Annotated in this window: 24 protein-coding genes and 3 pseudogenes; 14 read left to right on the forward strand and 13 right to left on the reverse strand. The window is 60.4% G+C overall.

The window, feature by feature from the left end; all coding sequences use genetic code 11:
- Positions 1-181, forward strand: a pseudogene (locus tag ABMA59_RS32245) (hypothetical protein); the annotation flags it as partial.
- 100 nt (positions 182-281) lie between these two features.
- On the opposite strand, the gene ABMA59_RS32250 reads toward ABMA59_RS32245, so the two are convergent.
- The 3 genes from ABMA59_RS32250 to ABMA59_RS32260 form a co-directional block, all read right to left on the reverse strand.
- Positions 282-1,187, reverse strand: coding sequence for a PhnA-like protein (locus ABMA59_RS32250; protein WP_425476021.1), 906 nt, complete (start codon positions 1,185-1,187; stop codon positions 282-284).
- Between the two features lie 4 nt (positions 1,188-1,191).
- On the reverse strand, positions 1,192-1,713 hold the full coding sequence (locus ABMA59_RS32255; protein ID WP_349009478.1) for a YciE/YciF ferroxidase family protein: 522 nt from the start codon (positions 1,711-1,713) through the stop codon (positions 1,192-1,194).
- Positions 1,714-1,776: 63 nt separating this feature from the next.
- Positions 1,777-2,703 (reverse strand): manganese catalase family protein, encoded by a 927-nt coding sequence (locus ABMA59_RS32260; RefSeq protein ID WP_349009479.1) that lies wholly within the window; start codon positions 2,701-2,703, stop codon positions 1,777-1,779.
- 192 nt (positions 2,704-2,895) lie between these two features.
- Between ABMA59_RS32260 and ABMA59_RS37395 the strand changes: the two genes are divergently transcribed.
- The 9 genes and pseudogenes from ABMA59_RS37395 (at position 2,896) to ABMA59_RS32300 (ending at position 8,277) form a co-directional block, all read left to right on the forward strand.
- The gene (locus ABMA59_RS37395) at positions 2,896-3,141 is read left to right on the forward strand and encodes a pyridoxamine 5'-phosphate oxidase family protein (protein WP_425476022.1); all 246 of its coding nucleotides are present in this window, start codon (positions 2,896-2,898) and stop codon (positions 3,139-3,141) included.
- Between the two features lie 378 nt (positions 3,142-3,519).
- Positions 3,520-4,113: a cysteine hydrolase family protein gene (locus ABMA59_RS32265; protein ID WP_349009480.1), complete on the forward strand. Its 594-nt coding sequence runs from the start codon at positions 3,520-3,522 to the stop codon at positions 4,111-4,113.
- A 47-nt stretch (positions 4,114-4,160) separates the two neighbouring features.
- Positions 4,161-4,415: a DUF6894 family protein gene (locus ABMA59_RS32270; protein ID WP_349009481.1), complete on the forward strand. Its 255-nt coding sequence runs from the start codon at positions 4,161-4,163 to the stop codon at positions 4,413-4,415.
- Positions 4,416-4,479: 64 nt separating this feature from the next.
- Positions 4,480-4,599: pseudogene (locus ABMA59_RS32275) on the forward strand (DUF6766 family protein); the annotation flags it as partial.
- A 15-nt stretch (positions 4,600-4,614) separates the two neighbouring features.
- A pseudogene (locus ABMA59_RS32280) lies at positions 4,615-4,704 on the forward strand (DUF6766 family protein); the annotation flags it as partial.
- Between the two features lie 573 nt (positions 4,705-5,277).
- Complete coding sequence (locus tag ABMA59_RS32285; protein ID WP_349009482.1) at positions 5,278-5,994, forward strand: Crp/Fnr family transcriptional regulator; 717 nt, start codon at positions 5,278-5,280, stop codon at positions 5,992-5,994.
- Positions 5,995-6,016: 22 nt separating this feature from the next.
- The gene (locus ABMA59_RS32290) at positions 6,017-6,262 is read left to right on the forward strand and encodes a DUF6894 family protein (RefSeq protein ID WP_349009483.1); all 246 of its coding nucleotides are present in this window, start codon (positions 6,017-6,019) and stop codon (positions 6,260-6,262) included.
- Between the two features lie 69 nt (positions 6,263-6,331).
- Positions 6,332-7,399 (forward strand): M20/M25/M40 family metallo-hydrolase, encoded by a 1,068-nt coding sequence (locus ABMA59_RS32295; RefSeq protein ID WP_349009484.1) that lies wholly within the window; start codon positions 6,332-6,334, stop codon positions 7,397-7,399.
- Positions 7,400-7,713: 314 nt separating this feature from the next.
- Positions 7,714-8,277 (forward strand): sigma-70 family RNA polymerase sigma factor, encoded by a 564-nt coding sequence (locus ABMA59_RS32300; RefSeq protein WP_349009485.1) that lies wholly within the window; start codon positions 7,714-7,716, stop codon positions 8,275-8,277.
- On the opposite strand, the gene ABMA59_RS32305 is transcribed toward ABMA59_RS32300, so the two are convergent.
- From ABMA59_RS32305 to ABMA59_RS32325, 5 genes are all read right to left on the reverse strand, one after another.
- On the reverse strand, positions 8,241-8,501 hold the full coding sequence (locus ABMA59_RS32305) for a hypothetical protein (protein WP_349009486.1): 261 nt from the start codon (positions 8,499-8,501) through the stop codon (positions 8,241-8,243). The genes ABMA59_RS32300 and ABMA59_RS32305 overlap by 37 nt on opposite strands.
- Positions 8,502-8,732: 231 nt before the next feature.
- Positions 8,733-9,056 carry a hypothetical protein gene (locus tag ABMA59_RS32310; RefSeq protein ID WP_349009487.1) on the reverse strand — a complete coding sequence of 108 codons (324 nt, stop codon included), beginning with the start codon at positions 9,054-9,056 and terminating at the stop codon, positions 8,733-8,735.
- A gap of 51 nt (positions 9,057-9,107) precedes the next feature.
- The gene (locus ABMA59_RS32315) at positions 9,108-9,332 is read right to left on the reverse strand and encodes a KGG domain-containing protein (RefSeq protein WP_349009488.1); all 225 of its coding nucleotides are present in this window, start codon (positions 9,330-9,332) and stop codon (positions 9,108-9,110) included.
- Between the two features lie 1,119 nt (positions 9,333-10,451).
- Entirely contained in the window at positions 10,452-12,176 is a 1,725-nt protein-coding gene (locus ABMA59_RS32320) for a recombinase family protein (RefSeq protein ID WP_349009489.1), read from the reverse strand.
- Complete coding sequence (locus ABMA59_RS32325) at positions 12,173-12,283, reverse strand: DUF2924 domain-containing protein (RefSeq protein WP_349009490.1); 111 nt, start codon at positions 12,281-12,283, stop codon at positions 12,173-12,175. Before ABMA59_RS32325 ends, ABMA59_RS32320 begins: the two co-directional genes overlap by 4 nt.
- A gap of 277 nt (positions 12,284-12,560) precedes the next feature.
- On the opposite strand from ABMA59_RS32325, the gene ABMA59_RS32330 reads away from it, so the two are divergent.
- Positions 12,561-13,454: a calcium-binding protein gene (locus tag ABMA59_RS32330; RefSeq protein WP_349009491.1), complete on the forward strand. Its 894-nt coding sequence runs from the start codon at positions 12,561-12,563 to the stop codon at positions 13,452-13,454.
- Positions 13,455-13,458: 4 nt separating this feature from the next.
- Here the strand turns inward: ABMA59_RS32330 and xth are convergent, their stop codons facing one another.
- A complete protein-coding gene (gene xth / locus ABMA59_RS32335) occupies positions 13,459-14,244 on the reverse strand; it encodes an exodeoxyribonuclease III (RefSeq protein ID WP_349009524.1) in 786 nt (261 codons plus the stop codon).
- Positions 14,245-14,410: 166 nt separating this feature from the next.
- Here xth and ABMA59_RS32340 point away from each other — a divergent pair, with 166 nt between their 5' ends.
- The 3 genes from ABMA59_RS32340 to ABMA59_RS32350 all read left to right on the forward strand — a co-directional run bounded on the left by ABMA59_RS32340 (position 14,411) and on the right by ABMA59_RS32350 (position 17,533).
- Positions 14,411-15,238 (forward strand): endonuclease/exonuclease/phosphatase family protein, encoded by an 828-nt coding sequence (locus tag ABMA59_RS32340; protein WP_349009492.1) that lies wholly within the window; start codon positions 14,411-14,413, stop codon positions 15,236-15,238.
- Between the two features lie 25 nt (positions 15,239-15,263).
- Positions 15,264-16,664 (forward strand): phospholipase D family protein, encoded by a 1,401-nt coding sequence (locus tag ABMA59_RS32345; protein ID WP_349009493.1) that lies wholly within the window; start codon positions 15,264-15,266, stop codon positions 16,662-16,664.
- Positions 16,665-17,305: 641 nt separating this feature from the next.
- Positions 17,306-17,533, forward strand: a complete 228-nt coding sequence (locus tag ABMA59_RS32350) for a hypothetical protein (protein ID WP_349009494.1) — start codon at positions 17,306-17,308, stop codon at positions 17,531-17,533.
- Between the two features lie 336 nt (positions 17,534-17,869).
- On the opposite strand, the gene ABMA59_RS32355 is transcribed toward ABMA59_RS32350, so the two are convergent.
- The 4 genes from ABMA59_RS32355 to ABMA59_RS32370 form a co-directional block, all read right to left on the reverse strand.
- Positions 17,870-18,058, reverse strand: a complete 189-nt coding sequence (locus ABMA59_RS32355) for a hypothetical protein (RefSeq protein ID WP_349009495.1) — start codon at positions 18,056-18,058, stop codon at positions 17,870-17,872.
- A gap of 1,676 nt (positions 18,059-19,734) precedes the next feature.
- A complete protein-coding gene (locus ABMA59_RS32360) occupies positions 19,735-22,998 on the reverse strand; it encodes an error-prone DNA polymerase (RefSeq protein WP_349009496.1) in 3,264 nt (1,087 codons plus the stop codon).
- A complete protein-coding gene (locus ABMA59_RS32365) occupies positions 22,995-24,518 on the reverse strand; it encodes a Y-family DNA polymerase (protein ID WP_349009497.1) in 1,524 nt (507 codons plus the stop codon). Before ABMA59_RS32365 ends, ABMA59_RS32360 begins: the two co-directional genes overlap by 4 nt.
- Complete coding sequence (locus ABMA59_RS32370) at positions 24,433-25,194, reverse strand: ImuA family protein (RefSeq protein WP_349009498.1); 762 nt, start codon at positions 25,192-25,194, stop codon at positions 24,433-24,435. The genes ABMA59_RS32365 and ABMA59_RS32370 overlap by 86 nt, the downstream gene beginning before the upstream one ends.
- Between the last annotated feature and the right edge of the window lie 346 nt (positions 25,195-25,540).

Raw genomic sequence — 25,540 nt, forward strand, 5'->3', positions numbered from 1 at the left:
GTGGGAGGTCTATATCGACATGGAACCGGAGGACGGCTGCCTCTGGGTCTACGGGCCCGACGAACAGCAGATCCCCGCCTTCACAGACTTCGGACTCGAAAGTCTGATCGACTTCATCCGCGAGCACAAAGCCAATCGCGGCGACAGCCAAAACGGCAGCCCACAAGAGCCCGGGTCATAACCGGGCGCTTACGTTGATTTGAACTGGCCTGTCTTTCAAGGTAGCTGGTTACGCCACCCATCTTCGTATTCCCGCCCAGCGGGATCACCGAAAGTACCGGTTACGTTTCGTCGCCATAGGGCCGCCGGGCCGGAATGACCCGGTCTGCGTAAACGGGATGCATGACGCCGGCACGGCCGCCGAACCAGCTTGCGACTGCGCCAAGCAACAAGGCGATGAACGCCGAAATCGCACTCGTGGAAACCACGGTGGCGGTGGCATCGGCCGCCGCCGCGGCTTGTTGCTTCGCGGCTTCGACTTGGTCTCGGTATTGCTTTTCCATCTCCGCCACTTGCGTGGTAGCCTGATCGAGCGGAATGCCACGGGCAGCAGCGAGAGCTTGGGCCGCTTGTGAGCGCGCCTCATCCGCTCCCGAGGCATCTCCCATCACGAGGTTGCGCATAGCATTGACAGCCGCCGCGTTGAGCGCCTCTGGGTCCCTGCCCGACGCACGCAAACGGGACTCCATCATTTCAAAAGGGTTGGAGTTGGCAATGATCGGTGCCGCGGTTTGAGCGATTGTCTGACCAGCCCCGGCAACCACGCTCGCGATTCCGCTGAATGCACCCCCGACCAGTGCCCCAACCGTGCTGGTGAGGAAATAAAGAACTAGCAGCGTGGTGAGGGCCCAGGTAGTCAGCCCGTGCAAGGCCCCGGTAGTAGGCGATATCCTGCCGGCGAGCCTTGATGCCATATAGCCGCCCAGGAACGCGGCGATAATGCCGGAGATCATATACCAGATGCCAGCAGCGATGGAAAACGTAGACGCTTGCGGAGTATCGTTAGCCCTGACGTCAATCGTGGCAATGCCAATACCCGCACCCAACATCGTTAACAGCACATGCACGACGAGGGCGACGACAACGCCGGCAAAAATGGCGCCCCAACTCGCGCGCCGCATAGACGGTTCCATCGCGTCCAGTTCCGGTAACCGGCCGGTGTGTGCAGTATGAGAGGTGTCCGTCATGGGATTATTCCTCTCCAAGGCTGGTGGCTTCGCCACTCTTGACCGCGGCAGCGTTAATCCGGGTTTCGCCCAGAGCATCAAGCTTCGCGTCGGCCGCGTGTTCTTCGTCGAGGGTTTCGGTGAGGAGCTCGGCGACGTTGTCGTGCCCGAGCTCGCCGGCCCACGCAACTAGCGTGCCGTATCGCGTGATCTCGTAATGCTCGACCGCTTGGGCCGCTGCAATAAGAGCCGCGTCGAGGGTGTTCTCATCCTCGATCTCCTCGATGAGTTCTTCAGCCTCCTCGATGATCCCCTCGATCGCAGGGCACTCCGTGCCGGCCGCTGCTTCGCCGAGGAAATCGAACACTTGCTTCAGGCGTGCGACATGGGTCTCAGTTTCGGCCAAGTGGGTGTCGAAAGCCTCAGCAAGCTCCGGAGCCGTGGCGGCAGCTGACATTTTCGGAAGCGCATTGAGGATTTGGTTCTCGGCGAAATAAATGTCCTCCAACGTGTGGAGAAACAGGTCGTTCATGGTTTTGATGGGCATCTCTTGGCCTTTCGGGGGAACCGCTAAAACGGCTCCGAAGGAAGTCTGCGAAATAGGGATTGCTCAGCGCGAAGCCTTGTAGAGCTTGGCGGCGATTTCCATCATTTCCTGAGGGTCATAGTCCGGCGTGAACGCAGACGGCACGCCGGTGAGTTGGTGAATCTTGCCGCCGTCGGGCATGCCTTCGATGACCTCCAGTTCGCCCGGAGGGTCACCTGGGAGAGCGGTCTCGCCCTGGCCCCAAATGCCCGCAATCTCCTTGTAGTCGTCAGGACTGAAGGTGTAGAGCCGGCGATGCGACCCTTCGTCGAGATACTTTTGGCATTCCGGGATGTTGCCGAGGTAGATGTTCGGCGTCGGCAGCATCTTCTCGATTTCAACGCCGGTCAGGTTCTTGATTGCGAGCGCATAAGAGTGCGCATGTACCGACCCTCGGACCAGCAGATAGCCGCAGATTTCTCGGCCGGTCGGATCAGTCAGGGACTCATATACCCGCAGCTTGTGCAGGCGGGCGCCACACTCGAGATGGAAGTTGTGCAGCAGGTCGACGATGACATTACCGGTCGTTGTGACGAAATCCATGTTCCAGGAAGCGCCATTGCTATTGGCCGGGACCGCGCCGCCAGCGTTGGAATAGAATGCGCTTGCGAGGCGGACGTCTTTCATCGCGTCGTAAGGCGCACCGGATATGTCGCCGCCATCTTGTTCATCTGCGCCTTCTAGGTCGGGGCCGTTGTTGAGCATGGCAACGCCATTGCTCACGAGCTCGACATGCCCAAGCTCCTCGGCGGTGATGGCGGCGACCAACCCATAGAACGGCTTCAGCTTGGCCTTGCTGCGAAAGTTAAAGCTTTGGAACAGGTAATTCCCCAGAGTCGACATCTCGCCGTACTTGCCGCCGAGAAGCTCTTGCAGGGCGGCACCGGCGTTCGGGTCGGCGCGTAGGGGCGGAGGTATCTCGATCTGTAGCTTGTCGACGCGAAGAAACATGATCTTGGTCCGTAGCTCGAGGGAGTGACCCTGCCCAACCACGCACGTTGGCGTATGTTCCTCGCTTTTTTTTCAGGCCATCGGAGCAGCGCTTCGCACACTTTGGAAGTATTCCGGGACGGCGCCAGAATGACCAGTTGGATCGCTATCCAGAGTACGTTGGCACGGAGCGATAACAGCAACTAAAAATATGTGACGGTCTCCGGATCGGGCGGTAGTCGAACGAATCGCGCAAAGATTAGGAAGCTTTGGGAAAGCCCCGATAGGGCGTGGTGGGATAGCTCTGACGATCCGGACATCCGCCTCACCACTTTCACGCCGGATGAAGGAAAGCTCTGGGACAGCCCTGGCAAAATAGCCGCCATGGCGAAAATTGTTATGACAGCCATAACTGGTGCAAAGCCTGATATCGGCGACAATGCGAAAATCGAGATATGAGGTTGTGCACTCTATCCCGTAAGACGATCGTTTCCGAACACTAGCAACATGCCTGTCGTTGGGGAAAAATGGCCGAGCGGGCGTCAAGGACTGCGAGCCCTTACATATGAACGGCGCCGTGGCGAATACTCCTTTGACCTCATAGGGGGCGGGTAATCGACGGGTTGGATGCTTGCCGTACGCGTGACCGCAAAGGCGGGCGGCGCCACAAGCGCACCCGCGGCGACGATGGGTAACTCCGCACATGTGTAAGGCCGCCGGCGACTTACTCCTCCGGACTACCGGCGATCGAAACTGTAACCTGTCCATCTGTCCCCCCAGCTCTGGGAACATGGCCGCTGCCCGGTTGTTTGCCCCATCAAACGTGAGGTGACTGCCATGGCTTCGCATGGACTGGCCCACGGGCCGCTTGGGCCCAACTGCCTGCATGTCTGCGTCGACATGCAGGGTCTGTTCGGCCCGGGCTCTCCGTGGGCGGTGCCGTGGATGCAACGGGTTCTCCCGGCAATCGCCAACGTGTGCGAACGCTTCGGCCCTTCCAACTTATTTACGCGCTTCATTCCGGCGGACCAACCCGGCGCGGGCACCGGCGCATGGGCTCGCTATTACACACGCTGGGCCGGAATGACCCTGTCGGAAATCAACCCCGACCTCTGCAACTTGATCCCCGCGCTGCGCCGATACGTGCCGCCCGGGCGTACGCTGGATAAAAGAGTCTATTCGCCGTGGACTGAGGGTCATCTGGACGCGCTGTTACGGCCGTCCGGCATCGATACGCTCGTCATCACCGGCGGCGAGACCGACGTATGCGTGCTGGCGACAGCGCTTGGCGCCATCGACCGCGGTTATCGGTTGATCCTCGTGGAGGACGCGCTGTGCAGTTCGGCTGACGACGCCCATGACACGATGATGACCTTCTACCACAGGCGGTTTACCGAACAGGTCGAAATTGTTGAAGCCGGAGAGCTATAAGTTCGCCGAGAGCGACATTGAATTTTCAGCAGTCCGCAGGGAACACCATGAAGAATTCAATGTTCGAACCGATGACCCGCTATTATTTCCACACTATCCAAGGCCTTCAAACATTCCGCGATATGGTTGGCATTGAACTGGCGGACGAGGCCACGGCGTGGAGCGAGGCTACGCGTGCTTGCGGCGAAATGATCGCCGCTATCGACGGTACGTTGCCCGTAGGCTCGGACTGGATCATGGAAATCGAGGACAACTTCGGGCCGCTGTTCCGCATCCGGTTTGGGGGCGAGAGGTTGCGCTAACGTAGCCTACGGAATTCGCCGAACCACAGACCGTTTGCCAAACGCCTCAGGGAAGTTTGATGCAATGCAACCTTTCGTCCGCGACAACGGGCTGACGCTCGCCCTCACCACAATGTTTCTCGTGAGTGTGGGCGGCATGGTTCTGAGGGGACGGGCCGTTTTCAACAAAGAGTTGTTCGACCACGGCAGGCAGGCAGTGGTTCTCGTGGTGCTGTCGATCTTCCTGCGCCACAAGGGCTCGCCCGAATCCAAGCCGGTAGCGGCCAGCAACTCTGATACCGGCGCTTGAGGATATACCGTTCGTGGCGTTGCCCTCCTGCCGCAAGCCATCTTTGACCTGTGTCCCGGCGACGGTATTCGTTGGCCGAAATGGAAGGGCCACAATGGCGGCCCGATCAATTCATAATTTCAAATTGAGACACTACCGGCTGTCGACAGAGCTCGATCCGAGAAGACCTGGAGGTTGCCTTCGGCCTTTGCGACCTCGGGGCAATTTGTCCCGAACTCGGCTTCGTGATGGGGAATTCGCCGCGGTACCTGAAGGCGCGGCCTCCCCGTGAAACGGCATCTCACATTCAGTCCGCATTTCGCTGTCAATCTATGCACGGGATGCCTCCCAGATCGTTGGGTGAGCATTACATCGCTGATGCCTCCGGCTTGCCGGGGGTTTTCGTTCTTGGCGGCGGCAGCCGTGGAACCGCTTGGCGTCATTGAAGTTTGAAGATGAAAGGACGAGCTGCATGTTGCGTCTGATAGCTGTCGCGGTGGCGGGATGGGCCGTTTATCGCCTGGTTGCGGGGAACGCGCGTGCGGTGCGCGGCCCTACGGCGCAGCAACCCCATGACTATATATCGCCGAACTAATGGACGAGTTTGTTCTTAACCTCACGCAACGCGACGCTCTTTCCACGCTTGAGCGCGGCCTTATCGCCGAGATGACGGCTAAACGCCGGACTTTCGATGCAAAAACCGACATCGTGAAACAAGGTAGTTCGCCCACCCATAGCTGCCTCATGGTAAGCGGGTATTCGGCACGCGTTAACCTGGTGGCAGATGGGCGCCGGCGCATCACTGCGGTGCATGTTCCCGGCGACTTCGTTGACCTGCACAGTCTTCTACTGTCCCGGATGGACCACAGCGTCACCGCACTCAACAGCTGTGAGGTAGCGCTGGTCCCGCACAACCTGCTCCGGCAGGTTACCGAAAATCACGGGCACCTGTCACGGCTGCTGTGGATGCTGACGGCAATTGACGCCGCCATCTACCGCCAATGGCTTGTCGCCTCGGGGCGTCTATCCTCGGTGGAACAGCTCGGCCACTTTCTCTGCGAAATGGCGCTGCGGCTTCGGGTCATCGATAAGAGCGACGGAAAAGCATTCCGGCTGCCGATGAGCCAGGCGGAGCTCGGCGATGCCATGGGCCTCTCCGTGGTGCACGTCAACCGCGGCCTGCAGCAACTGCGGCGCGCGAACCTGATCACATGGCGTGGTGACGCGGTTCAGATACTCAATTTCGCGGCGTTGCAGCAACTCTCGGGGTTTGACCCAACGTACCTAGACCTTGAACGCCGGGAGCGCTGATCCCAATGGAGAATGCCGGAACATGCCAGCCTACTGCTTTGCATTCCGCGAAGGGTTCGCCGAAGAGATCCTGGACGAGGTTGAGCTGGCAGACGACGAGGCAGCGCGCAAGGAAGCCGCGCGAGCCGCGCGGGAATTCATGAGCGAGGGCGTGCTGAAGGGCATCGACCGCAGCGGCTGGACGCTGAGTGTCAGTGCGAGTGATGGGCGGGTGCTGGTCGAGCTGCGGTTTGCCGACCTGGTAAGCCGTCGCGGCGATCTCCAGTGACAGAAATCCTAGTGGTAAGGAACATCGGTCGAGGAACGAGGTTCGGCGACAGCCTGTGACGAGAACCCTATGCGCGACCAGTCCCTGGATTTCCTGAAATCGATCGTGGCCGCGCCATCGCCGAGCGGTTTTGAGCAACCTGTCGCCCGCCTCTACCGTGATTACATCGGCAAGTTTGCGGACGGCATCACCACCGATACCCTTGGCAATGTCTCGGCAATCATCCATCCGGAGGCCAAGGTCCGCATCATGTATGCCGGTCACATGGATGAAATCGGCTTTATCGTCCACTACATCGACGAAAACGGCTTCCTGTTCTTTAGCGCGATCGGCGGTACGGACGTTGCGACCGAGATCGGGCAACGCGTGATGGTGCATGGACGCGAAACCGTATCTGGCGTCATCGGGCGCAAGGCGATCCAGACGTTCAAACCGGCCGATTCAACGCAAGTGCCCACACTCAAGGACTTGTGGATCGATATAGGCGCTACGTCCCGCGAGGAGGCGGAGGCCGTCGTGGGAGTCGGTGACGCGGTCACCGTGCAGACCGACTTTACCCATCTGCGTGGCAGCCAGGTTACGGGTCGCGGTTTCGACAATAAGGCCGGGCTGTTTATCGCAGCCGAGGTCCTGCGCACCCTGACGGCCGGGGGCGGCGTCCATCCCGACGTTGGGGTGAACATCCTGGGAACCGTGCAGGAGGAAATCGGCTCACGCGGCGCGCAGACTGCGGCATTCAATATTGCCCCCAGGACCGGGCTGGTGGTGGACATGGGCGTCGCTACCGACTACCCGCGAGCCCGCAACGAAGACGCCGGCCGGCTCGATCTCGGCCGAGGCCCCGGCCTCTGGCAAGGACCGAACACCAACCCGGTGGTGTGGCGGCTTCTCCGGGAGGCGGCCGACGATGTAGGTATCGCCACCCAGCCAGTGGCGGAGGGCAAGGCCAGCCCCACCGATGCGCGGCTCTTGCAGACAAGCCGCGGCGGGGTCGCCACCGGCATCCTGTCCGTGCCACTGCGCTACATGCACACGCCTTCCGAGGTCATGTGCCTCGACGATGTGCAGGCGACCATCGATCTAGTCTGCGCCTACTGCCGACGGATAACGCCGGATATAGACTTCACCCCCTGGTAACGGTGACGACCATGACGCCCTGCGTCCCCGCTATACTCGCCGTGGTGTTCCTATTGACCGCTTGCCAGTCCAGTGGTGCGGACCGAAAGCCAGGCGCGGACTGTGGTCACCTGGCTCGAGCTGCGAAACTCCCGACCGCCTCCCTTCGCGACCGGTATCCTAGGACCTGACGCGTTAACACTAACATATGAAAGTGAAAGAGGTCCGAGCCTTAACATAGGTTATGACCTTCGATTTTTATTTGTCCCTTCTAAGCCTCGGGTCGGAACGACCCCCATCTCGGCACATTGGCCTTTCCAGACGGAGGCTTTTCATTGACCCATCCCCCCCACCCTGCCTGCCACGATCGCCTACTGGTCGACACAATTCCCGCCCTCAGGGCCTTCGCCCGGACCTTCGACCCACGCGCCGACCGGGCAGACGACCTTGTACAGGAAACCCTGCTCAAAGGGCTTGCTGCGATCGACCAGTTTGATCCCGGCACCAGCATGCGCTCTTGGCTGTTTACGATCATGCGCAATGCCTTCTACACTCGCTGCAAGCGCGAAAAACGCGAATGCACGAGCGTCGAGGACGACGTGGGCCGCAGGCTCACCGTCGAAGCAAGTCAAGAATGGACGTTGTCAGGGGGAGAAGTGCAGCGAGCGATGGAGCGGTTGCCGGCTTCGCAGAGGGAAGTCGTCTGCCTCGTCGCAATCTTGGGGGTATCCTATATCGAGGCAGCCGAGATCTGCGGCTGCGAAATCGGGACTATCAAGAGCAAGCTCAGCCGAGCGCGCAACCGGCTGGTCGAAGACCTCGGAGAGCGATCGGCCTCGGCCGTGGTCCAGCGAAGAGGCCCCTACCCTGCCAGCATAGCCCAGCCGGCACTGGCTTGAACGCTTCTGTGCAGGTCGAAGATCACATTGTGTCCCTTCGACACGGCAACCGCGGCGATTAGAGCGCCAAGCTCGTCATCGGTGACATCAGGCGCCTTGAACATTAGGCGCACCGCCCTGACGGCATCATTGAGGGATACCGGCCACTTACTACCCAGCCGGCTCGCAATGTACTGATCAATGGCGCTGCCCAGGGCAAGTTCGCCGAATTCAGGGATTGGCATGGCGAATTTCCGTAATAATTTCAGAGCTGCTGAGAGGCGGAAATATTGGTCGGCAGCCTTGATAGCGGGCCAAGCGACCCGATTCCCCAACACGAGCTCGCGGCGCGAAGGCTGGCTGCATGCCCTCGGGTGGGCCGACTGGCTGGAGGGCGACCGCTTGGACGCTTTGGCAATTGGCTGGGCTGGTTGGCGACCGGCTAACGAAGAGATGGTCGAGCCGGCAAATAACCATTAGCCCCCAAACAAGGCAAATCCCAGGACCACGAGGAACGCAACCAAGGCAAAGGCCAGCATCACCCAGAGGGTCCCGGTAAATCCCGATTGCTGGGGCTTTGCTTCGAAGCCTCGCATGGCGGTATCGTGCGAGGATGCGTTAGGCTGATCGACAGGTTCGGCCAGAGCAGGACGAACTGGGTCCACCGGCTGGGCCGGCCCCGCCGCTTCGGCATCTGTTTCCAGCGGCGCGGCCGCAGGGTCAAACCCCTGGATTTTGTCACCAGTCAGGCCCTTCTGGATAGCGTCTCTGTCTCCGGCAGGAGTCTGGGGTCTTGGCATGGGCCTCGCCTTATGTGTTAGCCCCGCCGCTTGCGCGGCGGGGCGGATTGTTTAGGACTTGCCACCTTTGCGGCCGGCTTCCGAGGCCTTCTCGCGGTCATTGGCGAAGTTTCCGGAACCGCCGCGCTCGGTCCCGCCTTGCTGACCACCACGTTGCCCGCTACCCTGCTGGCCGCCGCTGCCGCCTTCGGCACCCTGCTGCTTGCTGTCGTCGTTCTTGTGGCTCTGCTGGCCGGCCTTCACGTGCTGGTCGCGGCTTCCACCTTGATTGGCCATGATATAACTCCTTGGGTTATGAACTCCCCATCAGGGGCGCTTCCCGAATCCCGTTGGCAGAAACATGTTCCCTTCGCTTCGCCGAGATTGTGCCGGCGTTTCCTCAAAATGGCCGATTCAAGCTTATTAGGGCGCGCGGGCCGCAGTGGCGCACAAGTCCGTGCCCAATACCATCCTTTCGCCGATGAGGACTGCGATTGGACCTGCGTTGTTTCACTCGTTGGTTGTGTCCATTGGTGGCCAATGTTGTGAGGAAGGTCTGGCGCCGGGTGCGCGACTATGGGGGTCCAAGGACGCACCCGATGCCTGCGCTCTTCAGCCGCGAAATACACGACCTTTATCGCCAGCCACAGGTCAGCTGCTGTTGCCAAATCGCCTGTAATGCAATCTTCTAGATCGCGGCGTTGGCAAGCTTTCCAGCCGTCGGGCGCCAGGCCGAAGAAGCTGACTGGCCTCAACGGCCACCATCGCGAAGCGTGGCAAACGAAGCTTTCCTGGGACGTCCGTAATGGGTCATCACCAAACTGGCCGCTTGTCGCCTAATTAGCCCGATACAGGCCTGTCGTCCCTTGGCGCTCTCGCATTCGTTCGCAATCGCTTCGGCCGGACCGTAGGGTCCTTTTAAGACGTCTCGACGTGAACACGGATGTAGGGTGCAGGCATATAGCGATGCCCAAAAGCTGCTCCCTGTTATTCACAAATTCTTCCCTGATAACTAGAATAAATTCCCTGTTTTGAATCTAGGGAAAATGCTGGCTAACCCATTGCAAATGCTGGTAATCGCGCGGCCGAATGTTCACCAAATCTGACAATTTCGCGAAATTTCCCTGTTTTTCCCTGTTTATCAGGGAATTTTTAGTCGAGACGCGTTCTATCCAAACTGATGGCTGCACCACTCAGTCCTCCCTAAATTGCGCCGTCTTTACTGTCTTGGAATAACCTCGACATATCCGTGACTTAGCGAGCTCTCGTCTGCAATGTCGGCCCGAGAGACGCAGCTTTTGGCGTGATTTCGGGGCCTTTGGCGACGCCGTCTCTTTTGAGCCCTCCACGCGTCCCCGTTTTTGCAGAAATGATGGTCGTTGCATCTTTGTGGATGCAGTGATGACGGGGTTTGCGTCAGAAGCCGAGCTGAGCCCGCTGCTCGTTCCAGCCAAAAGATAGGTCCTCGAAGCGGGACAGCATTCGTGCCGTAAGGCTCGGTGGCTGGCGGCCGGAGGAGATGTCCTCGACGATCGACGGCGCGAGGAAGGCCAGGCGCAGCACCCTGCGAACATCGGATCTGTCCATGGCGAACGAATTGGCGAGCTCGCCGATGCTCCGTGCCGATCCATCGGTGAGTCTTTTCAACAAGCGATTCGCAGTGACGATGAGATCGGTCAGCTTCTGATCCGGCTCTCGGCTATTGGAGCCTGGCAGCACGATCCGTGCCTCGTTGCCGCGTCGCCGGACGGTGATTGGGATAGCTTCAGATGTTTGCTCGGTCGGGTTGGGGCGTACTGGATCGGGCAGTGCCCCATCTCCGGGCAACAATGTGTCGATCATCGCGGCGGCATCGATCTGAAAGATAATGGCCTCCGAGGTCAGGGTGATCTTCGGGAACACTCGACGGACGAGGTCGGCGCAACCATCGGCAGTGAGTCCCGGTTCTCCTGCGAGGTTGCCCAGCATTTCCGTCGCTGCTTTGAGCGCCTCAGGCACCAGCTCCTTGCCGCGATGGATCGTCGCCCAGTCCGCGATGCGGGACTGGTCGCTCAGCAGCGAGCGATAGCGCTGCAAAACTGCCGCTTCAATCTCCGCTGCCGGAAGCCGCCACCCACTGGGATCGCGCTGCTTCGACTTCACCAGGCGGTTGGAAACATAATAGCGATAGCGCCTGCCATGGTTGGCGGTCGAGGTCGGCGTCAATCGATCACCCGTCTCGTCGAACAGGATTCCCGTCAGAAGATGCAGGTCGGGTGTCGATGTCTGAGATCGCCGATCTGGCGAAAGTTGTTTGAGAAGGCTCTGGGTCGCCTCGAAGGTCATCTCGTCGATGATCGCGGCATGCTCTCCGTCATGAAGCTGACCCTTGTGTCGGGCCTTGCCGATGTAAACCGGATTGGAAAGCACGTGATAAAGCTGGCCATAGCGATAGTGCCTTTGCCTGCCGGCAGAGGTCGGCGCTGAATCTCCTGGCCACTCTCCTGTGGCGTCTGCGAACCGCCCCTCCCCTCTGTTGAGTTCTCTGACCAAAGCCGGCACCGACTTGAGTTCGAGATATCGGTCGAAGATCGCCCTGACCGTGCCAGCTTCTTGATCGTTGATCAGCAGCTTCTTGCCTTCGATCCGGTAGCCGAAGGGAACACGGCCTCCCATCCACATGCCTTTCCTGCGTGAGGCAGCGATCTTGTCGCGGATGCGTTCAGCCGTAACCTCCCGCTCGAACTGGGCGAAGGACAAAAGCACGTTGAGCGTCAGCCTGCCCATCGAGGTGGTGGTGTTGAACTGCTGGGTGACCGAAACGAAGGAGGCGTTGCTGGCATCGAAGATCTCGACGATCTTGGAAAAGTCCACCAACGATCGGGTTAGCCGGTCGATCTTGTAGACCACCACCACATCGACCTTGCGATCACGGATATCCTGCAGCAGCCGCTGCAGTGCCGGACGCTCCATCGTTCCGCCCGAGATGCCGCCATCATCATAACGATCGTGCACCAGCTTCCAGCCGAGGCCGACCTGCGAGGCGATGAAGGCAACACAGGCTTCTCGCTGGGCATCGAGCGAGCTGAACTCCTGGTCGAGGCCCTCATCGGTGGACTTGCGGGTATAGACCGCACAGCGGAGTTTTGGGACAGCGCTCATAGCCCAAAAAACCTCGGGCCGGACCAGCGGGCGCCGGTGATGGCAAAGGCAATCGCCGTCAGCGATGAATAGAGCTTGCCGTCATAGACATAGCCGCGATCAATCACATCGACGACGTGAGCACGGCCATTCCATGTGAATCAGCACCGAATTTTGACCCCAGTCTGAAAGGCCACAAGTGCATGACTTTGCTAATGAATTCGCCCTACCTTTGGGGTCACCATCGGCGCCGATTATGAACCCGACCGTTTTTTTGATTCAGACAGGCAAATCAAAGCTCTATGCGGCCTGCATACGGGGGTCAAAGTTCGACGCCGATTCCCAATCAACCTCACCGGCAACGAACTGTCGCAGGAGATCGTCGGCAATGCCGGCGAAAATGTGTTGAGTTCCGGCGCGGTGGGCGGCGTGGATACGCTGCGCGGCCTCGGCGGCAACGACATCTACCGCGTCTACAACGCAGGCGACAACGTCGTCGAGGATGCGAACCAGGGCAGCGTCGACCGGGTCATGACCTCGGTCAGCTACGCGCTCGGCGCGGGCGTGGATGTCGAGATGCTGACCACCAACAGCTCGACCTCGACCACCCCGATCAACCTCACCGGTAACGCGTTGCACCAGGAGATCATCGGCAATGCCGGCGCCAACGTGCTCTCCGACGGCGGCGTCGGCAAGGCCGACACTATGAGCGGGCTCGGCGGCAACGACACCTACCGGGTCTACAACTTGGGCGACACGATCGTCGAGCCCTCGAGCCAAGGCACGGCGGACCGGGTCATGGCGGCGGTGGACTACAAGCTCGGCGCCGGAGTCTATGTCGAAAGCCTCACCACCAATGGCTCTGCCGGCAAGTCGGCGATCGATCTCACCGGCAACGAGATTGCCCAGGAAATCATCGGCAATGCCGGCGACAACCGCTTGGAAGGACGCGAAGGCAAAGACACGCTGCGCGGGCTTGGCGGCGCCGACACCTTCGTTTTCAATACAAAACTCGGCGCGTCGAACATCGACACGATCCTCGACTTCAACGTCGCCGACGACCGTTTTCTGCTTTCGGATGCGATCTTCACCAAGCTGAATACCGGGGTGATGCTGTCGGGCTATTTCCGCGCAAACACGACCGGACTGGCGCAGGATTCCAACGACCACGTCATCTACGAGACGGATACCGGGAAACTGTTCTACGATGCGGATGGCCTCGGCGGCGCCGCCGGCATCCAGTTCACCAAACTCGCTGTCGGTCTGGCCCTCACCAATACCGACTTCTCGGTCACGTAGGCATTCATACACGCTCCCGTAATCTTAGCTCAATCCACGCCGGAGCGTGATCGCTCGCGCCGTCGAGCCCTCGAATGTCCCGGTCAACCCCTGCAGCGACCAAGCGCTCAGACAGGTCCGGAGTGAGCAGAAGATGGTCGAGCCTCAGTCCCGCGTCGCGAGCCCACCTGTTCCGCTTATAGTCCCAGAATGTGTAGACACGCTCTTCAGGATGAAGAGCGCGAAGCGCGTCGGTCCAACTCCGACCGACCAGTTTGCGAAAGGCTGCGCGGCTTTCAGGCTGGACAAGAGCATCGTCATCCCAGGATTTCGTCGGATAGATGTCGAGTTCTGTCGGCGCAACGTTGAAGTCGCCAGCCAGCACTACCGGTGCACCGCTCTTGCGAAGCCGTGTCGCGTGCCGCTGGAGACGGTCGAGCCAGGCGAGCTTGTAGTCGAACTTGGGACCAGGCTGCGGATTGCCGTTTGGCGCGTAGATGCATGCTATAAGGACGCCTGCCACCGCTGCCTCGATGTATCGGCTCTGCTGATCAGCATCGTCGCCTGGAAGAGCGGTGCGTGTCAGAACGGGCTCGGTTCCGCGCGCCAGAATGGCGACACCGTTCCATGTTCGCTGCCCCAACCTGACCGCGCAGTAGCCGGCCTGCGCCAAGGCAGCAGCGGGGAGGTCGCGGTCGAGGCACTTTAGCTCTTGAAGGCAGGCCACATCTGGCCTCCTAGCTCCAAGCCAGGACAGTAGATTTGGCAGGCGTCGGTTGATATTGTTGATGTTGTAGGTCGCGACAAGCATCACCCTTAATGCATCGTCATGACCAGCGTTCCAGGCGACCGGGCGGCGGGACTGTTTTGATAGCTTGACTACTGCGAGGAACTGCCTGCCAGTTGTCGCATTGTCTTGATGGCCTTGTTCATCAACCACTTCACGGTCCAAATAATTGACCCTTGACGAATTGCCGATGGAAATCTCGCCGACGCTGCCGCAATCTCTCGCTGCTGCATTTCGGCGGGAAGCACCCTTATCCATCGACCTAAACGGCAACGTCCCCTGCACGACTATTGCCTCCTACAACGTTCACAAATGCGTCGGTGTCGACGGCCGGTTTGATCCAGCGCGTATCGTCGACGTCATCTGCGAGCTCAATGCCGATGTGGTTGCGCTGCAGGAGGCTGATGAGCGTATCGGCGACAGGCGTGGTCTTCTCGATCTCGGTGCCTTGCGGCGAAAAACCGGCCTCGTCCCGACACATCCTCAGCGGAATGATAGCCATGGATGGCACGGCAATCTCATCCTCGTCAGGCGTGGCGTTGTTCAAGGTTTTCGACAGGTCAAACTGCCGGGCCTCGAACCTCGCGGAGCCCTCATTGTCGATCTGGAAATCAGCGGTGTAGCGCTAAGGGTCATTGCGGCACACTTCGGGCTGCTGCGCCGGTCGCGGGCGCAACAGGCACACGCGCTTCTGGAAGCGACGCACCCGGTCATGCAGCCCACAATCCTGCTTGGAGACCTGAATGAATGGCGGGTTCGCAACCGGTCATCGCTCAATGCGCTGTTGCCGCACTTCGGGCCGATCCATGCTGTCCTGCCAAGCTTTCCCTCCCGTTTTCCATTGCTGGCGCTCGATCGTATCCTGGCGCGCCCCGCGAGCCTGATATCGCGCATTGAGGTCCATCAAAGCCCGTTGGCGCGGCTGGCATCTGATCATCTCCCTCTTAAGGCGCAACTGAACCTTGCTGGGGCAGCCCAACCTCTCACGCAACCGACAATGCTCTCGCACGTTACCTAGGCCAACACGGTTTTAGCGGGATTGCATGGACCTGGGCATCACACAATCCGCCGACGACAGGATCAAGGCCGGCAAAACTGGCCTGCAACTCGTTTCCGACAATTTCGATGCGATGGCGGTTCGTGTGCTTGCCGCTCGCAGCGCGATCCACAGCCTCGATCTGATGTATTACCTCTGGCATGACGATCATTCCGGCCGGGCGCTCATGCAGGAGGTTGTGTGCGCCGCTGAACGCGGGATTCGTGTCCGGATCCTGCTTGACGACATGAACCCGCAGATGAACGATGGAGCCTATCTGGCACTCAATGCCCACGAGAACATTGAGCTCAAGCTCTTCAACCCGAGTGGATTGAGAAACGGCAGTTGGCTGCGCTATTTCGAACTTGTTTCCCGCCTGTTTGCGATGACCCGTCGCATGCACCATAAAGCCTGGTTGGTCGACCGACGTCTCGCGATCGTCGGCGGCCGCAACATCGGTGATGCCTATTTCGGCGCCGCGGAGACGAATTTTCGCGATCTCGATTTTCTGCTTCAGGGCGCTGCTGTGCAGCAAACGCAGGATATCTTCGAAGCCTATTGGAACTGCGCTGCGGCGCGCCGTATCGATACCCTTCATATCTTAGAGCCTGCCCTCCGCGCTGGCAGTCTTAGTGCGGGCAGTATCGGCGACGATGACAAGATCTTCGGCAACGTCAGTTCCCGAATGTCGATCGATGAATTTATCGCGATTGGCAACAGCGTTCATTGGACGGAAAATGCGCGTGTCATCTCTGATCCGGTATGCAAGGTCTTCGGCAATGCGCCGGAAAGTTGGTTGATAAGCGAGTTGTCGCCTATCCTTGCAGGGAGCCAATCAAATCTGCAAATCGTGTCCCCCTACTTCATTCCCGGGCGCGCAGGCTTGTCGCTGCTGGCTGGGCTGGTCGAGCGTGGTGTCGATGTCTCAGTCCTGACAAACTCGTTGGCAGCAACAGATGTAGCCTTCGTCCACGGTGCCTATGCCAACTATCGGGTTCCCCTTCTCAAGGCTGGAATCAACCTATTCGAACTGCAGCCCTTCAATGGTGAGAGGAACATCTCAGTCTTTGGTTCGAAGGGCGCGAGCCTGCATACGAAAGCATTCACAGTTGATGGTAGGGTGGGGTTTGTCGGCTCGTTCAATTTTGATCCCCGGTCGGTGTCGCTCAACTCGGAGATGGGCGTGCTTTTCGAGGATGAGGGACTGACCGCCGAACTCAATGAGCGGATCGAGGGCGAGAAGGCAGCACAAACCAGCTACCGCGTCCTCCTTGAAGGCGGTCAGCTCCGTTGGCGGGACGATGTCGACGGTAGCCCGTGCACCTATCGCCACGAGCCTGGCGCCAGCATCTACAGGAAGAGTCTGGCCGGGTTAGTTCGCTACTTGCCGATTGAATCACAGCTGTGACAGGTTGCGTGCGCGAAACCTGGTGGCCACTCCCCGAAAGTCCCTCGGCTTGATCTTATGGTGTCGACGTGAAGGTCGGGGATGAGACTGCCAGGATGGAGCTCGTCGCCACAGCCGTGCGGCAGCTGAGAACTGCGGGCGGGATGCGAGGCCGCGACCCGATGAATGATCGCCGGCTCAGGAATGGCGCCTGGCACCAGCCGAAACAGAGGCCGAGTTCCGCATCTCGGCGCTGACCGGCCATCGTGAGGCTGAACGGGTGACCTAAGCAGCCGCGGCCTTCCGCAATATCCGTGCCTCGCGCACGAGCGACGACCAATTGGCTCCGAGCGTGACAATAAGCTCAAGAGCTTGTTCCTCGCTGATCCCAGTGTCTCGCACCAGGCGGTGGGCAAGAGCCGCTCGTGCGGTGCCGCGTTCGCTTACCATTTGGTTCGCCTCCATTTGGGGCAAGATGGGAGGGTTTCGTAACGGCCAAATGTCGGGAAATCTGTGGTTTTGAAACGGACGTTCTCGGTGATCACATCTCGTTGCCCTATGTCTTTTGTAAGTGACGAGACCTAACGCTATGTCATATGATTCTTGCCGGGCCTAAGCCCGCAACGAGGCGGTGCCTTGGCCCTCATTAAGGCAGCAGCAAAATGAAATTTTACGGTATCGCCGATCCTGAACAGCTCGCAATGCTGACTACGACGCTTGATGAGTATTGTTTAGAAAACGGGTTCGATCCCAGCAGCAGCCACCGTGAGGAGGCCGCGTTTGTTTTGGTGGCGGCGTTTAAGAGCGGCGCCAGCACTGTGCAGGAATTGCGCGCCCGGCTGGATGCTTCCGCTTATCGCAACGAAGGCGAATTACGTCGCACCGGGTGAACGGTGAAGGCGCCTATACAAGTTTGAGGTGGCCATTCTTATCGCCAGCAGGCTGGACTGCCCCCCGCAGGAGCATCAAGCACTCGCTAAGAGACATTTCTAGCAGGTGTGCCAGAAAGTGTTGGTTGTCTGATTCTGCGGCCGAAATCAGCGGACGAAGCGAGTCTGCACAAGTTCGAAGGCGAGAAATTGGACTTTCCAACGGCGTGGACATTTACTCTCCCGAGACACCCCATTGGTGCGATGGGCAAATATTCCATCCTTGGGCAAATGACCAGCCTATTTTCCGCCAACGCATCCTGACTTTAGTCGGATATCAAACTGTGTACGGTGTGTTCAGGATACTTCGCTAGGCTGCGAGGCCGAGGTTCTCGCGGCGTCAAGCAACCGCTGGGCGGACGCCTCGCTGATCGCGATCAAGCGCCGGTCGATGCATTCGATGATGATATTAACGAAATCATCGCCGCGGCCCTCATAAAACGCGCGATTCAACTCCAAGCCTGTCTGTATTTTTTGATCGGTCACGTGGTCACCCTCACCCAACGACCTCTCTAGCCCGCCGATTGGCTTTTGTCGACACAGGCGGCAAATGCCCACGCCGCTAGCCTTCTGGTCGCCTCGCGGTTTTAATGGCGCTCAATTGTCATTTTTAATTTTAGCGACCGCGAAAACATGCTTTGCTCTGTCCTGCGGGGGCGCACTTGGGAGGATCCATGGGTGCCATTTATCAAGGCAGTGCAACACCAAAACCACGCTTTTCTGCTCGTCCGCCACTGGCCAATGGCGACGCCCCTAGACCTTTTAGCGGCATGGCGGCTGGGAGTAGTCCGAAGGGCCGATCAAGCCCGCCAGTTGGCCGGTTTGGCTTTGCCCTCGTCCGGTTGTGGCTGAAGGGACTGCTGAGAACGTAGTGGGGCGATGCCCACGCGTCAGCCTGAGCCTGCCGTAGAATGCCGGGGCATAGCTAAGACGTTCCGATTGGCTGCTGCTTTATCGCGCGATCAAGGGCGCGGCGAAGCTGGGCAAGCCGTTCCTCTATCTCGTCAATCGCCTTTCGGACTCTAGCCAGGTCTTCGGCAGTCGCGGGTTTGTCGCTCATGCGCCATAGTCGCGGTGGAGGATGCGACAATCAACAACTCTGGGTTCTATTACTGCAATTAGAACCCAGAGTTGCTATTGCTGTCGCGCCAAAGTTACATTCGGAAGCCGAGCGGCATACCGTGGTCACGAAGGGACTCTAGGTTCACAATCAAGTCATGAGGCCAAGGCGACTGCGACCTTCGCTTTACCGACGGACCTTTTTTCCGGGCGACCTCCCTTTCGCCCGTGCGGAATGGGCCTGCTGCCGCTTCCCTCCCCTCGACGGCGGCAGGCTCATTTCCTTTCCTTCATTGATCGCAGCACGGCGCTGAAAACGCTCCCAACTTCCTCGTCTATCTCATAAGCCGAGATTCCTGACCTCTCGGCTGCTATCAAAACCCGGTCAGCTAAGTCACTGGCAAGAACCCTGTCCGGCCAGGCGCCGTCGGGGATATTCTCCGATAGCCATTGATCGATAAACCGAAACCCGCGCACGCTCATGAGGCCAGCCTCCGCCTATACGATAAGGAGTGCGTTCCCGGCCTGGATCAAGAGTCCCATGGGCAAGCTCCTGACACCCTTTGTCCGGAAATAGCGCGGGTGCTTGCCGAGGGAGAATATGGCGACCAGTTTTAAGGTTGCCTTCGATCTTCGCCAGTGTCTCGGCGGGAGGCTCTCTCGCTAGCGCCCATATGCTAAAGACGCCTCAAATGGCACTGAGAGCCTTTGATATGAACACCTTGCTTTTGCGGCGTAAATCTTCAATTTGCTCTGAGGTTGCACTGAGTTGGGGAGTTGATGTGCCCATGGAAGCGGATTTGACTTGTCTCATGTTCGCATTGTCCTCTATGCCGGAGCCCCGCCGATGCAACAGGGCAGAACCGGCTCGCCCGCGTCGCTACGGCACATGTTCGGCACAAAGGACGAGCTGCCGTGTTGGCTGAGCAGTTGGCCTTGACGATCAGCTTCCACCATCTCCTGGCGGGGTTGAACGACGAGGTTCCGGGGCCGTGCCATGAGGGGCTGGTTGTGCTTGCGGAGATAGAGGCGGCAAGCCGGTCGACGGCTCACTAGCTGTCATCCCGGCTCAATCCACGGATCGCCTGGCGGTTGTTGTACGATCAACGAAAGTCCCTCGGCTTTACCTTGATCGTGTCGATGTGGAGATCGGGGATGTAGATGTCGCGGGCTTTCGTTCCCTTCGGCGGAAGAGTGCGCGGATCGAGACCGGGACTGCCATGATGGAACTCGTCGCCACGCCCATGCGGCAGCGGGAACGCCGTATCGCGACTGCCGACGCTGGCTAGCTCGGCGGATAGGTCTGTGAGTTGGTGCGCGACTAGATGCACGACCTCGCCCTCGCGCTTGATGCGGCCGCGCACGGCAAACATGCTGGCGGCCAGGATGATGCGGCGCTGGCGTTCGAACAGCTTTGGCCAGATGACGAGATTGGCAATACCGGTCTCGTCCTCGATGGTTATGAACATCACGCCCTTGGCCGAGCCAGGTCGTTGCCGGACGAGAACGACACCGGCTGCCTCAAGCCATTGGCGGTCGGGGGCGTTCATGGCCTCGCTGCAGGTGACGATGCGACGGCGGCGAAGGTCACTGCGCAGGAACGACATGGGGTGGGCACGCAGGGTCAGCCCGACATGGCCATAGTCCTCGACGACCTCGCTGCCGGCCGTCATTGGCCGCAGCGAGACGGCCGGCTCGACCAGCTCGGGTATCGGGCCTTCCTCTCCCCTGGCTGCGGCGGCAAACAGCGGCAGCGGTTCGTCGCGAAGCCCCTTGATCTGCCACAGAGCCTCGCGGCGTGATATGCCGAGGGCTTCGCGAAACGCATCGGCCTCGGCGAGTTGCACCAGGGCGGCGATCGGCACGCCAGCGCGGCGCCACAGATCGTCGACCGATGCGAAGGGCTGGTCAGCATGTGCCACCAGCAGGGTTGCCGCATTGGCATTGGACAGGCCGCGCACCATGCGCATGCCGAGCCTGACTGCAAAGGATTCGTCCTCCATCGGTTCCAGCGTGCAGTCCCAGCGTGAAGCATTGATGCAGACCGGCCGGACCTCGACATGGTGATCGCGGGCGTCCCGCACGATCTGTGCCGGCGCGTAGAAGCCCATGGGCTGGGCATTGAGTAGCGCTGCGCAGAACATCTCCGGATGATGGCACTTCATCCATGACGAGGCATAGGCGATCAGCGCAAAGGAGGCCGCATGGCTTTCCGGAAAGCCATAGCTGCCGAATCCCTCAAGCTGCCGGAAGGTGCGCTCCGCGAACTCCTGCTCATAGCCGTTGTCGACCATGCCCTTGACCAGCTTGTCACGGAAATGGCTGACCCCGCCGGTGAACTTGAACGTCGCCATGGCCCGGCGAAGCTGGTCGGCCTGGCCGGCAGTGAAGCCGGCACATTCGATAGCGACCCGCATTGCCTGCTCCTGGAAGAGCGGGACGCCGAGTGTTTTGCCCAGAACCTTTTCCAGTTCAGGCTTGGGATAGAATACCGCTTCTTTGCCTTCGCGCCGTCGCAGGTAGGGATGCACCATATCGCCCTGGATCGGCCCCGGCCGGACGATGGCGACCTCGATGACCAGATCATAGAAGGTGCGCGGCTTCATGCGCGGCAGCATCGACATCTGCGCCCGGCTCTCGATCTGAAAGACGCCGAGCGTGTCTGCCTTGCGGATCATCGCATAGGTCGGGCCGTCCTCATTGGGGATTGTGGACAGGTCGTGATGGATGCCCTTGTGCTCGGCGAGCAGGTTGAAGGCGCGCTTCATGCAGGAGAGCATGCCCAGCGCCAGGCAGTCGACTTTCATGAAGCGAAGGGCGTCGATATCGTCCTTGTCCCATTCGATCACCTGCCGGTCCTTCATGGCCGCCGGTTCGATCGGCACGAGGTCGTCCAGCCGGTCATTGGTGAGAACGAAGCCGCCGGGATGCTGGGACAGGTGGCGCGGCGCGCCCATGAGCTGGCGGGCGAGATCAAGCGCCAGCCGCAGCCGGCGGTCACCGAGGTTGAGGTTCAGTTCCTCGACATGTTTCGGCTCTACGCCTTCCTCCGACCAGCCCCAGACCTGCGAAGACAGCATCTTGATCAGGTCCTCGGTCAGGCCAAGCGCCTTGCCGACATCGCGCAGCGCACCCTTGGAGCGATAGCGGATTACCGTCGAACAGAGGGCTGCATGGTCGCGGCCGTAGGTGTCGAACACCCATTGCATGACGATCTCACGCCGCTCGTGCTCGAAGTCGACATCGATGTCGGGAGGTTCCCGCCGCTCCTCGCTGACGAAACGCTCGAACAGCAGATCGTTCATCTCAGGATCGATCGAGGTGATGCCGAGAACGTAACATACTGCCGAATTGGCGGCCGAGCCGCGGCCTTGGCACAGGATGTCCTTGGAGCGGGCAAACCGCACGATGGAATTGACCGTCAGGAAGTATGGCGCGTAGCCAAGCCGGTCGATCAGGTCAAGCTCGTGGTTCAGCGTCGCCACGACCGTGTCGGGCACGCCCTGTGGATACCGATCGGAGGCGCCCTCCCAGGTCAGCTTCTCCAGCGTCTGCTGTGGCGTCAGCGCCGGATCGTCACGTTCCTCCGGGTATTGATATGCAAGCTCATCGAGCGAGAAGCGGCAGCGATCGGCGATCTCGACGGTTCGGCCGACCGCCTCGGGATAGCTGGCAAACAGCCTCGCCATCTCCGCCGGTGGCTTGAGATATCGGTCGGCATGGCGCTCGCGGCGAAAGCCGGCATCATCGATCGTGCAGCTGTGGCGGATGCAGGTAACGACGTCTTGGAGCATACGCCGCTCCGGGACATGGAACAGCACGTCGTTGGTGACCACCGTAGGCACGTTGGCCGACGCGGCGAGGTTGGACAGTTCGTGCAGGCGCAGTTGATCGTTGGGCCGGCGTCGCAGCGTGAGTGCCATGTAGGCGCGATCAGCATAGACGTCCCGCAACCGCCGCAGCCAACGTGAACAGTCGTCATCGGCCTGATCCGGCAGCAGGACTGCTATCAGACCCTCCGCGTAGGCGGCCAGATCGTCCCAGGTGAGGACGCATTTGGCTTTGCCACCCCGCTTCTTGCCGAGCGACAGGAGCCGGCAGAGCCGCGAATAAGCCGCCCGGTCGGTGGGATAGACGAGGATCGAAACGCCTTCGGCGAGATCGAACCGGCAGCCGACAATCAGCCTGACGCCGCTGGTGTTTGCCGCTTCATGTGCCCGAACGATGCCGGCAAGGCTGTTACGGTCGACAATACCCAGCGCCGGCATATCCATCACCGCCGCTTGGGCAAACAGCTCCTCACAGGAGCTTGCGCCACGCAAGAAGGAAAAATGCGACGTGCACTGCAGTTCGACATAACCGGTCATGCGAAGATGCCGTGCAGGAACCAGCGGTGCGAGCCGGTGGAAAGGTTCTCGCCGTCGCCGGCGCGGTATATCCAGAAGCGCTCGCCGGCATCGTCCTCGACCTGAAAATAGTCCCGGACGGCCGCAAGCTCGGCATCGCGTTTCCACCACTCGCCAAAGACACGCTCGGGGCCATCGGCCCGCCTGACTCTGCGGCGGATACCGCGCCAGGTGAAGCTGGCGGGGGGATGATCGGGCAGCAGCGCCACCGCGTCGATCGGCTCGGGAGATGACAGAAGCCGCGTCGGGCGTGGCCAATGATCGGGCCAGGCGTTGCCGACAACGGGTGCGGTGGCAGCAACACGCTGCACCGAACGCTCCGGCACATCGCTGGCGAGCGGCGCAAAACGATAAAGCTGATCGGTGCCGACGCGGTTACCCAGAGTGTCGATCAGATCGGAGATGTCGGCTTCCGGTTGTTCGATCAGCGAGGAGAGCGTCTGCTTCGGCGAGAGCGGTTCTGCCCAAGATGCCGCCAACCGCATCAGCTCAATGCCAAAACCCGGATCGATCTTTTCGATCTTGTCGCGCAGCAGCCTCGCCAGCCGCTTGGCGTCCCGGCCTGGCAATGCCGTGCTGACGCGGATCGCCTCGACGGAATTGTCGACGAGAACCATGAGCAGGTCGAGCCGCTTCGCGCCGAGCCCCTTGCCCTCCAGTTCGCTGCATAAGCTGGTAACCAGCTTGCCGATGTATTTTGCGATGGTCTCGGCAGCGGCGATCGGCTCGCCAAAACTGCGTCGGACCTCGACCACCTCAGCCGGCCGGATCGGGTCGATAGGTTCACTCAGCACGCCCAGCGCCTGATCCAGTCGGCGACCGAGCTCCGGCCCGAAGCGCAACGTAAGCGGCGCCCTTGGCTGTGCCAATAGATCGCCGACCCGCTCAAACCCGAGGACACGCAGCCCGTCGACAACGCCGCTGGAAAGCCGCAGGGCTGGCAAGGGCAGTTCGGTGATGACGTTGGCGACACCGCCGGGCGGGACAATACTTGTCGCGCGCCTCATATATCGCGCCACCGCATGTGCAGCACCCCAGCTATCAGCAACGGCCGCCCGCGCCGCGATGCCGGCGCTTCCGAGACGGGACACCAGATCGGTCAGCAACGCCTGCTCACCGCCATGCAGTTGCTCGGAGCCGGTGATGTCGATCACCAGCCCGTCGGGAAGGTCGACGGCGACGATCGGCGAGTAGCGGCGGAGCCCCCATAGAGCCAACCGCTCCAGCGCCTCGGCATCCTCCTCCGGTCTGGCATCCTGCACCATCAGTCCGGGAACCAGCGCCTGTGCCTTTGTCGCGGGCATGCCGACCCGCAATGATGCTGCCAGCGCGTTCATGTCGGCCGCGAGCACCACCCGCCTTTGCCCGTCGCGTCCAACCAGCACCAGCGGCCGGTCAGGCGGCAATGATGCGGCGTCCGATCTCCTTCTCAGACGATCGGTTGACCACTGCGGAAGGAACAGCGAGACGACCCTTGGCATCGCATGCCTCCACTTCGAAGTCCGCGCTTTCGCCCCCACGACAGCGGATCAATTCAAGTTGCCAGCGCGCACGTCCGACGCCGGGAACCGGCAATGGCTTGGACGGCATCACGGAGACCCGCCATCTCGTGACCGAGGCAGTCGGCTGCCCGAAATCTGTTGCGTCCGACTGGCGCCGACATCGGCGAATGGCGATGCCAATGCCGCCAGATGTCTCGGCAGCCAGTTGCAGGCGTCGCGAGGCCGTCATGGGCAGCCGCGCCACCTCAGCAACCACGGCCCCAAGCCCGACATGCCGAAGGCCTTCCTCGAAGCACGCCAGCACCGACTTGTCGTCGCCGGCCTCGACATAGATCACCCGGTCGGGAGAAAGCCCGGCCTGGGCGATCGCCGGTGCGAACAGATCCTGTTGTGAGACACACCACAGCACCTTGCCGACGGTCCGCGCAGCAATGCCTGCCGCAAACAGCGCGGCCGCCGCGCCATCGACAGCGCCGTTTCCACCGCCCGCGACCTCGTGCAGCGCGCCGAGCGCAAGTCCGCCTCCGGGCAATCGGCTATCGATGTCTCGGACGCCGAACGGCAGCACGCGTCGCTCGTGATTCCTGCCACCCTCAAGGCTCCGAACGCGGTCCTGTAGCGCGGAAACGACGGCGCGGTCAGGCTGGGCAGGCATGGAATTGGAGCTTTCGCGTCGTCGACTGTTGTCCTCATTCGGCGATTTAGGAACCCTTTCCTGCGCGAGTCAATCGCCTCTTGACTCTTTTGTTCCTATTTCGTTCACCAAGGCAGCAGCGTAGGAGTAACAGCTATGCGACACGAAACCGTCACCACTCCCATCAAGATTTCAATTCCCGGCGCGACCAAGGAAGAGCTTCAGCGCGGCGTTGCAGCGGCATTAAAGGTGTTTCGGGATGCCGGCGTCCATCCATACACGGCAGCCGATGGCCGGTTCTTGCGGACGCGTGGGACATCGGAGGTTTCAACGACGACGATGTTACCAACAAGCAGTTGGCTGCCGC

Source organism: Mesorhizobium yinganensis (genome assembly GCF_040081985.1).
GTDB lineage: Bacteria > Pseudomonadota > Alphaproteobacteria > Rhizobiales > Rhizobiaceae > Kumtagia > Kumtagia yinganensis.

Coding starts and splice junctions, on each gene's coding strand:
- ABMA59_RS32250 (WP_425476021.1), bottom strand. CDS start 1,187: ATGACGGACACCTCTCATACTGCACACACCGGCCGGTTACCGGAACTG.
- ABMA59_RS32255 (WP_349009478.1), bottom strand. CDS start 1,713: ATGCCCATCAAAACCATGAACGACCTGTTTCTCCACACGTTGGAGGAC.
- ABMA59_RS32260 (WP_349009479.1), bottom strand. CDS start 2,703: ATGTTTCTTCGCGTCGACAAGCTACAGATCGAGATACCTCCGCCCCTA.
- ABMA59_RS32265 (WP_349009480.1), top strand. CDS start 3,520: ATGGCTTCGCATGGACTGGCCCACGGGCCGCTTGGGCCCAACTGCCTG.
- ABMA59_RS32270 (WP_349009481.1), top strand. CDS start 4,161: ATGAAGAATTCAATGTTCGAACCGATGACCCGCTATTATTTCCACACT.
- ABMA59_RS32285 (WP_349009482.1), top strand. CDS start 5,278: ATGGACGAGTTTGTTCTTAACCTCACGCAACGCGACGCTCTTTCCACG.
- ABMA59_RS32290 (WP_349009483.1), top strand. CDS start 6,017: ATGCCAGCCTACTGCTTTGCATTCCGCGAAGGGTTCGCCGAAGAGATC.
- ABMA59_RS32295 (WP_349009484.1), top strand. CDS start 6,332: ATGCGCGACCAGTCCCTGGATTTCCTGAAATCGATCGTGGCCGCGCCA.
- ABMA59_RS32305 (WP_349009486.1), bottom strand. CDS start 8,501: ATGCCAATCCCTGAATTCGGCGAACTTGCCCTGGGCAGCGCCATTGAT.
- ABMA59_RS32310 (WP_349009487.1), bottom strand. CDS start 9,056: ATGCCAAGACCCCAGACTCCTGCCGGAGACAGAGACGCTATCCAGAAG.
- ABMA59_RS32315 (WP_349009488.1), bottom strand. CDS start 9,332: ATGGCCAATCAAGGTGGAAGCCGCGACCAGCACGTGAAGGCCGGCCAG.
- ABMA59_RS32320 (WP_349009489.1), bottom strand. CDS start 12,176: ATGAGCGCTGTCCCAAAACTCCGCTGTGCGGTCTATACCCGCAAGTCC.
- xth (WP_349009524.1), bottom strand. CDS start 14,244: ATGCTTGTCGCGACCTACAACATCAACAATATCAACCGACGCCTGCCA.
- ABMA59_RS32340 (WP_349009492.1), top strand. CDS start 14,411: ATGGAAATCTCGCCGACGCTGCCGCAATCTCTCGCTGCTGCATTTCGG.
- ABMA59_RS32345 (WP_349009493.1), top strand. CDS start 15,264: ATGGACCTGGGCATCACACAATCCGCCGACGACAGGATCAAGGCCGGC.
- ABMA59_RS32350 (WP_349009494.1), top strand. CDS start 17,306: ATGAAATTTTACGGTATCGCCGATCCTGAACAGCTCGCAATGCTGACT.
- ABMA59_RS32360 (WP_349009496.1), bottom strand. CDS start 22,998: ATGACCGGTTATGTCGAACTGCAGTGCACGTCGCATTTTTCCTTCTTG.
- ABMA59_RS32365 (WP_349009497.1), bottom strand. CDS start 24,518: ATGCCAAGGGTCGTCTCGCTGTTCCTTCCGCAGTGGTCAACCGATCGT.
- ABMA59_RS32370 (WP_349009498.1), bottom strand. CDS start 25,194: ATGCCTGCCCAGCCTGACCGCGCCGTCGTTTCCGCGCTACAGGACCGC.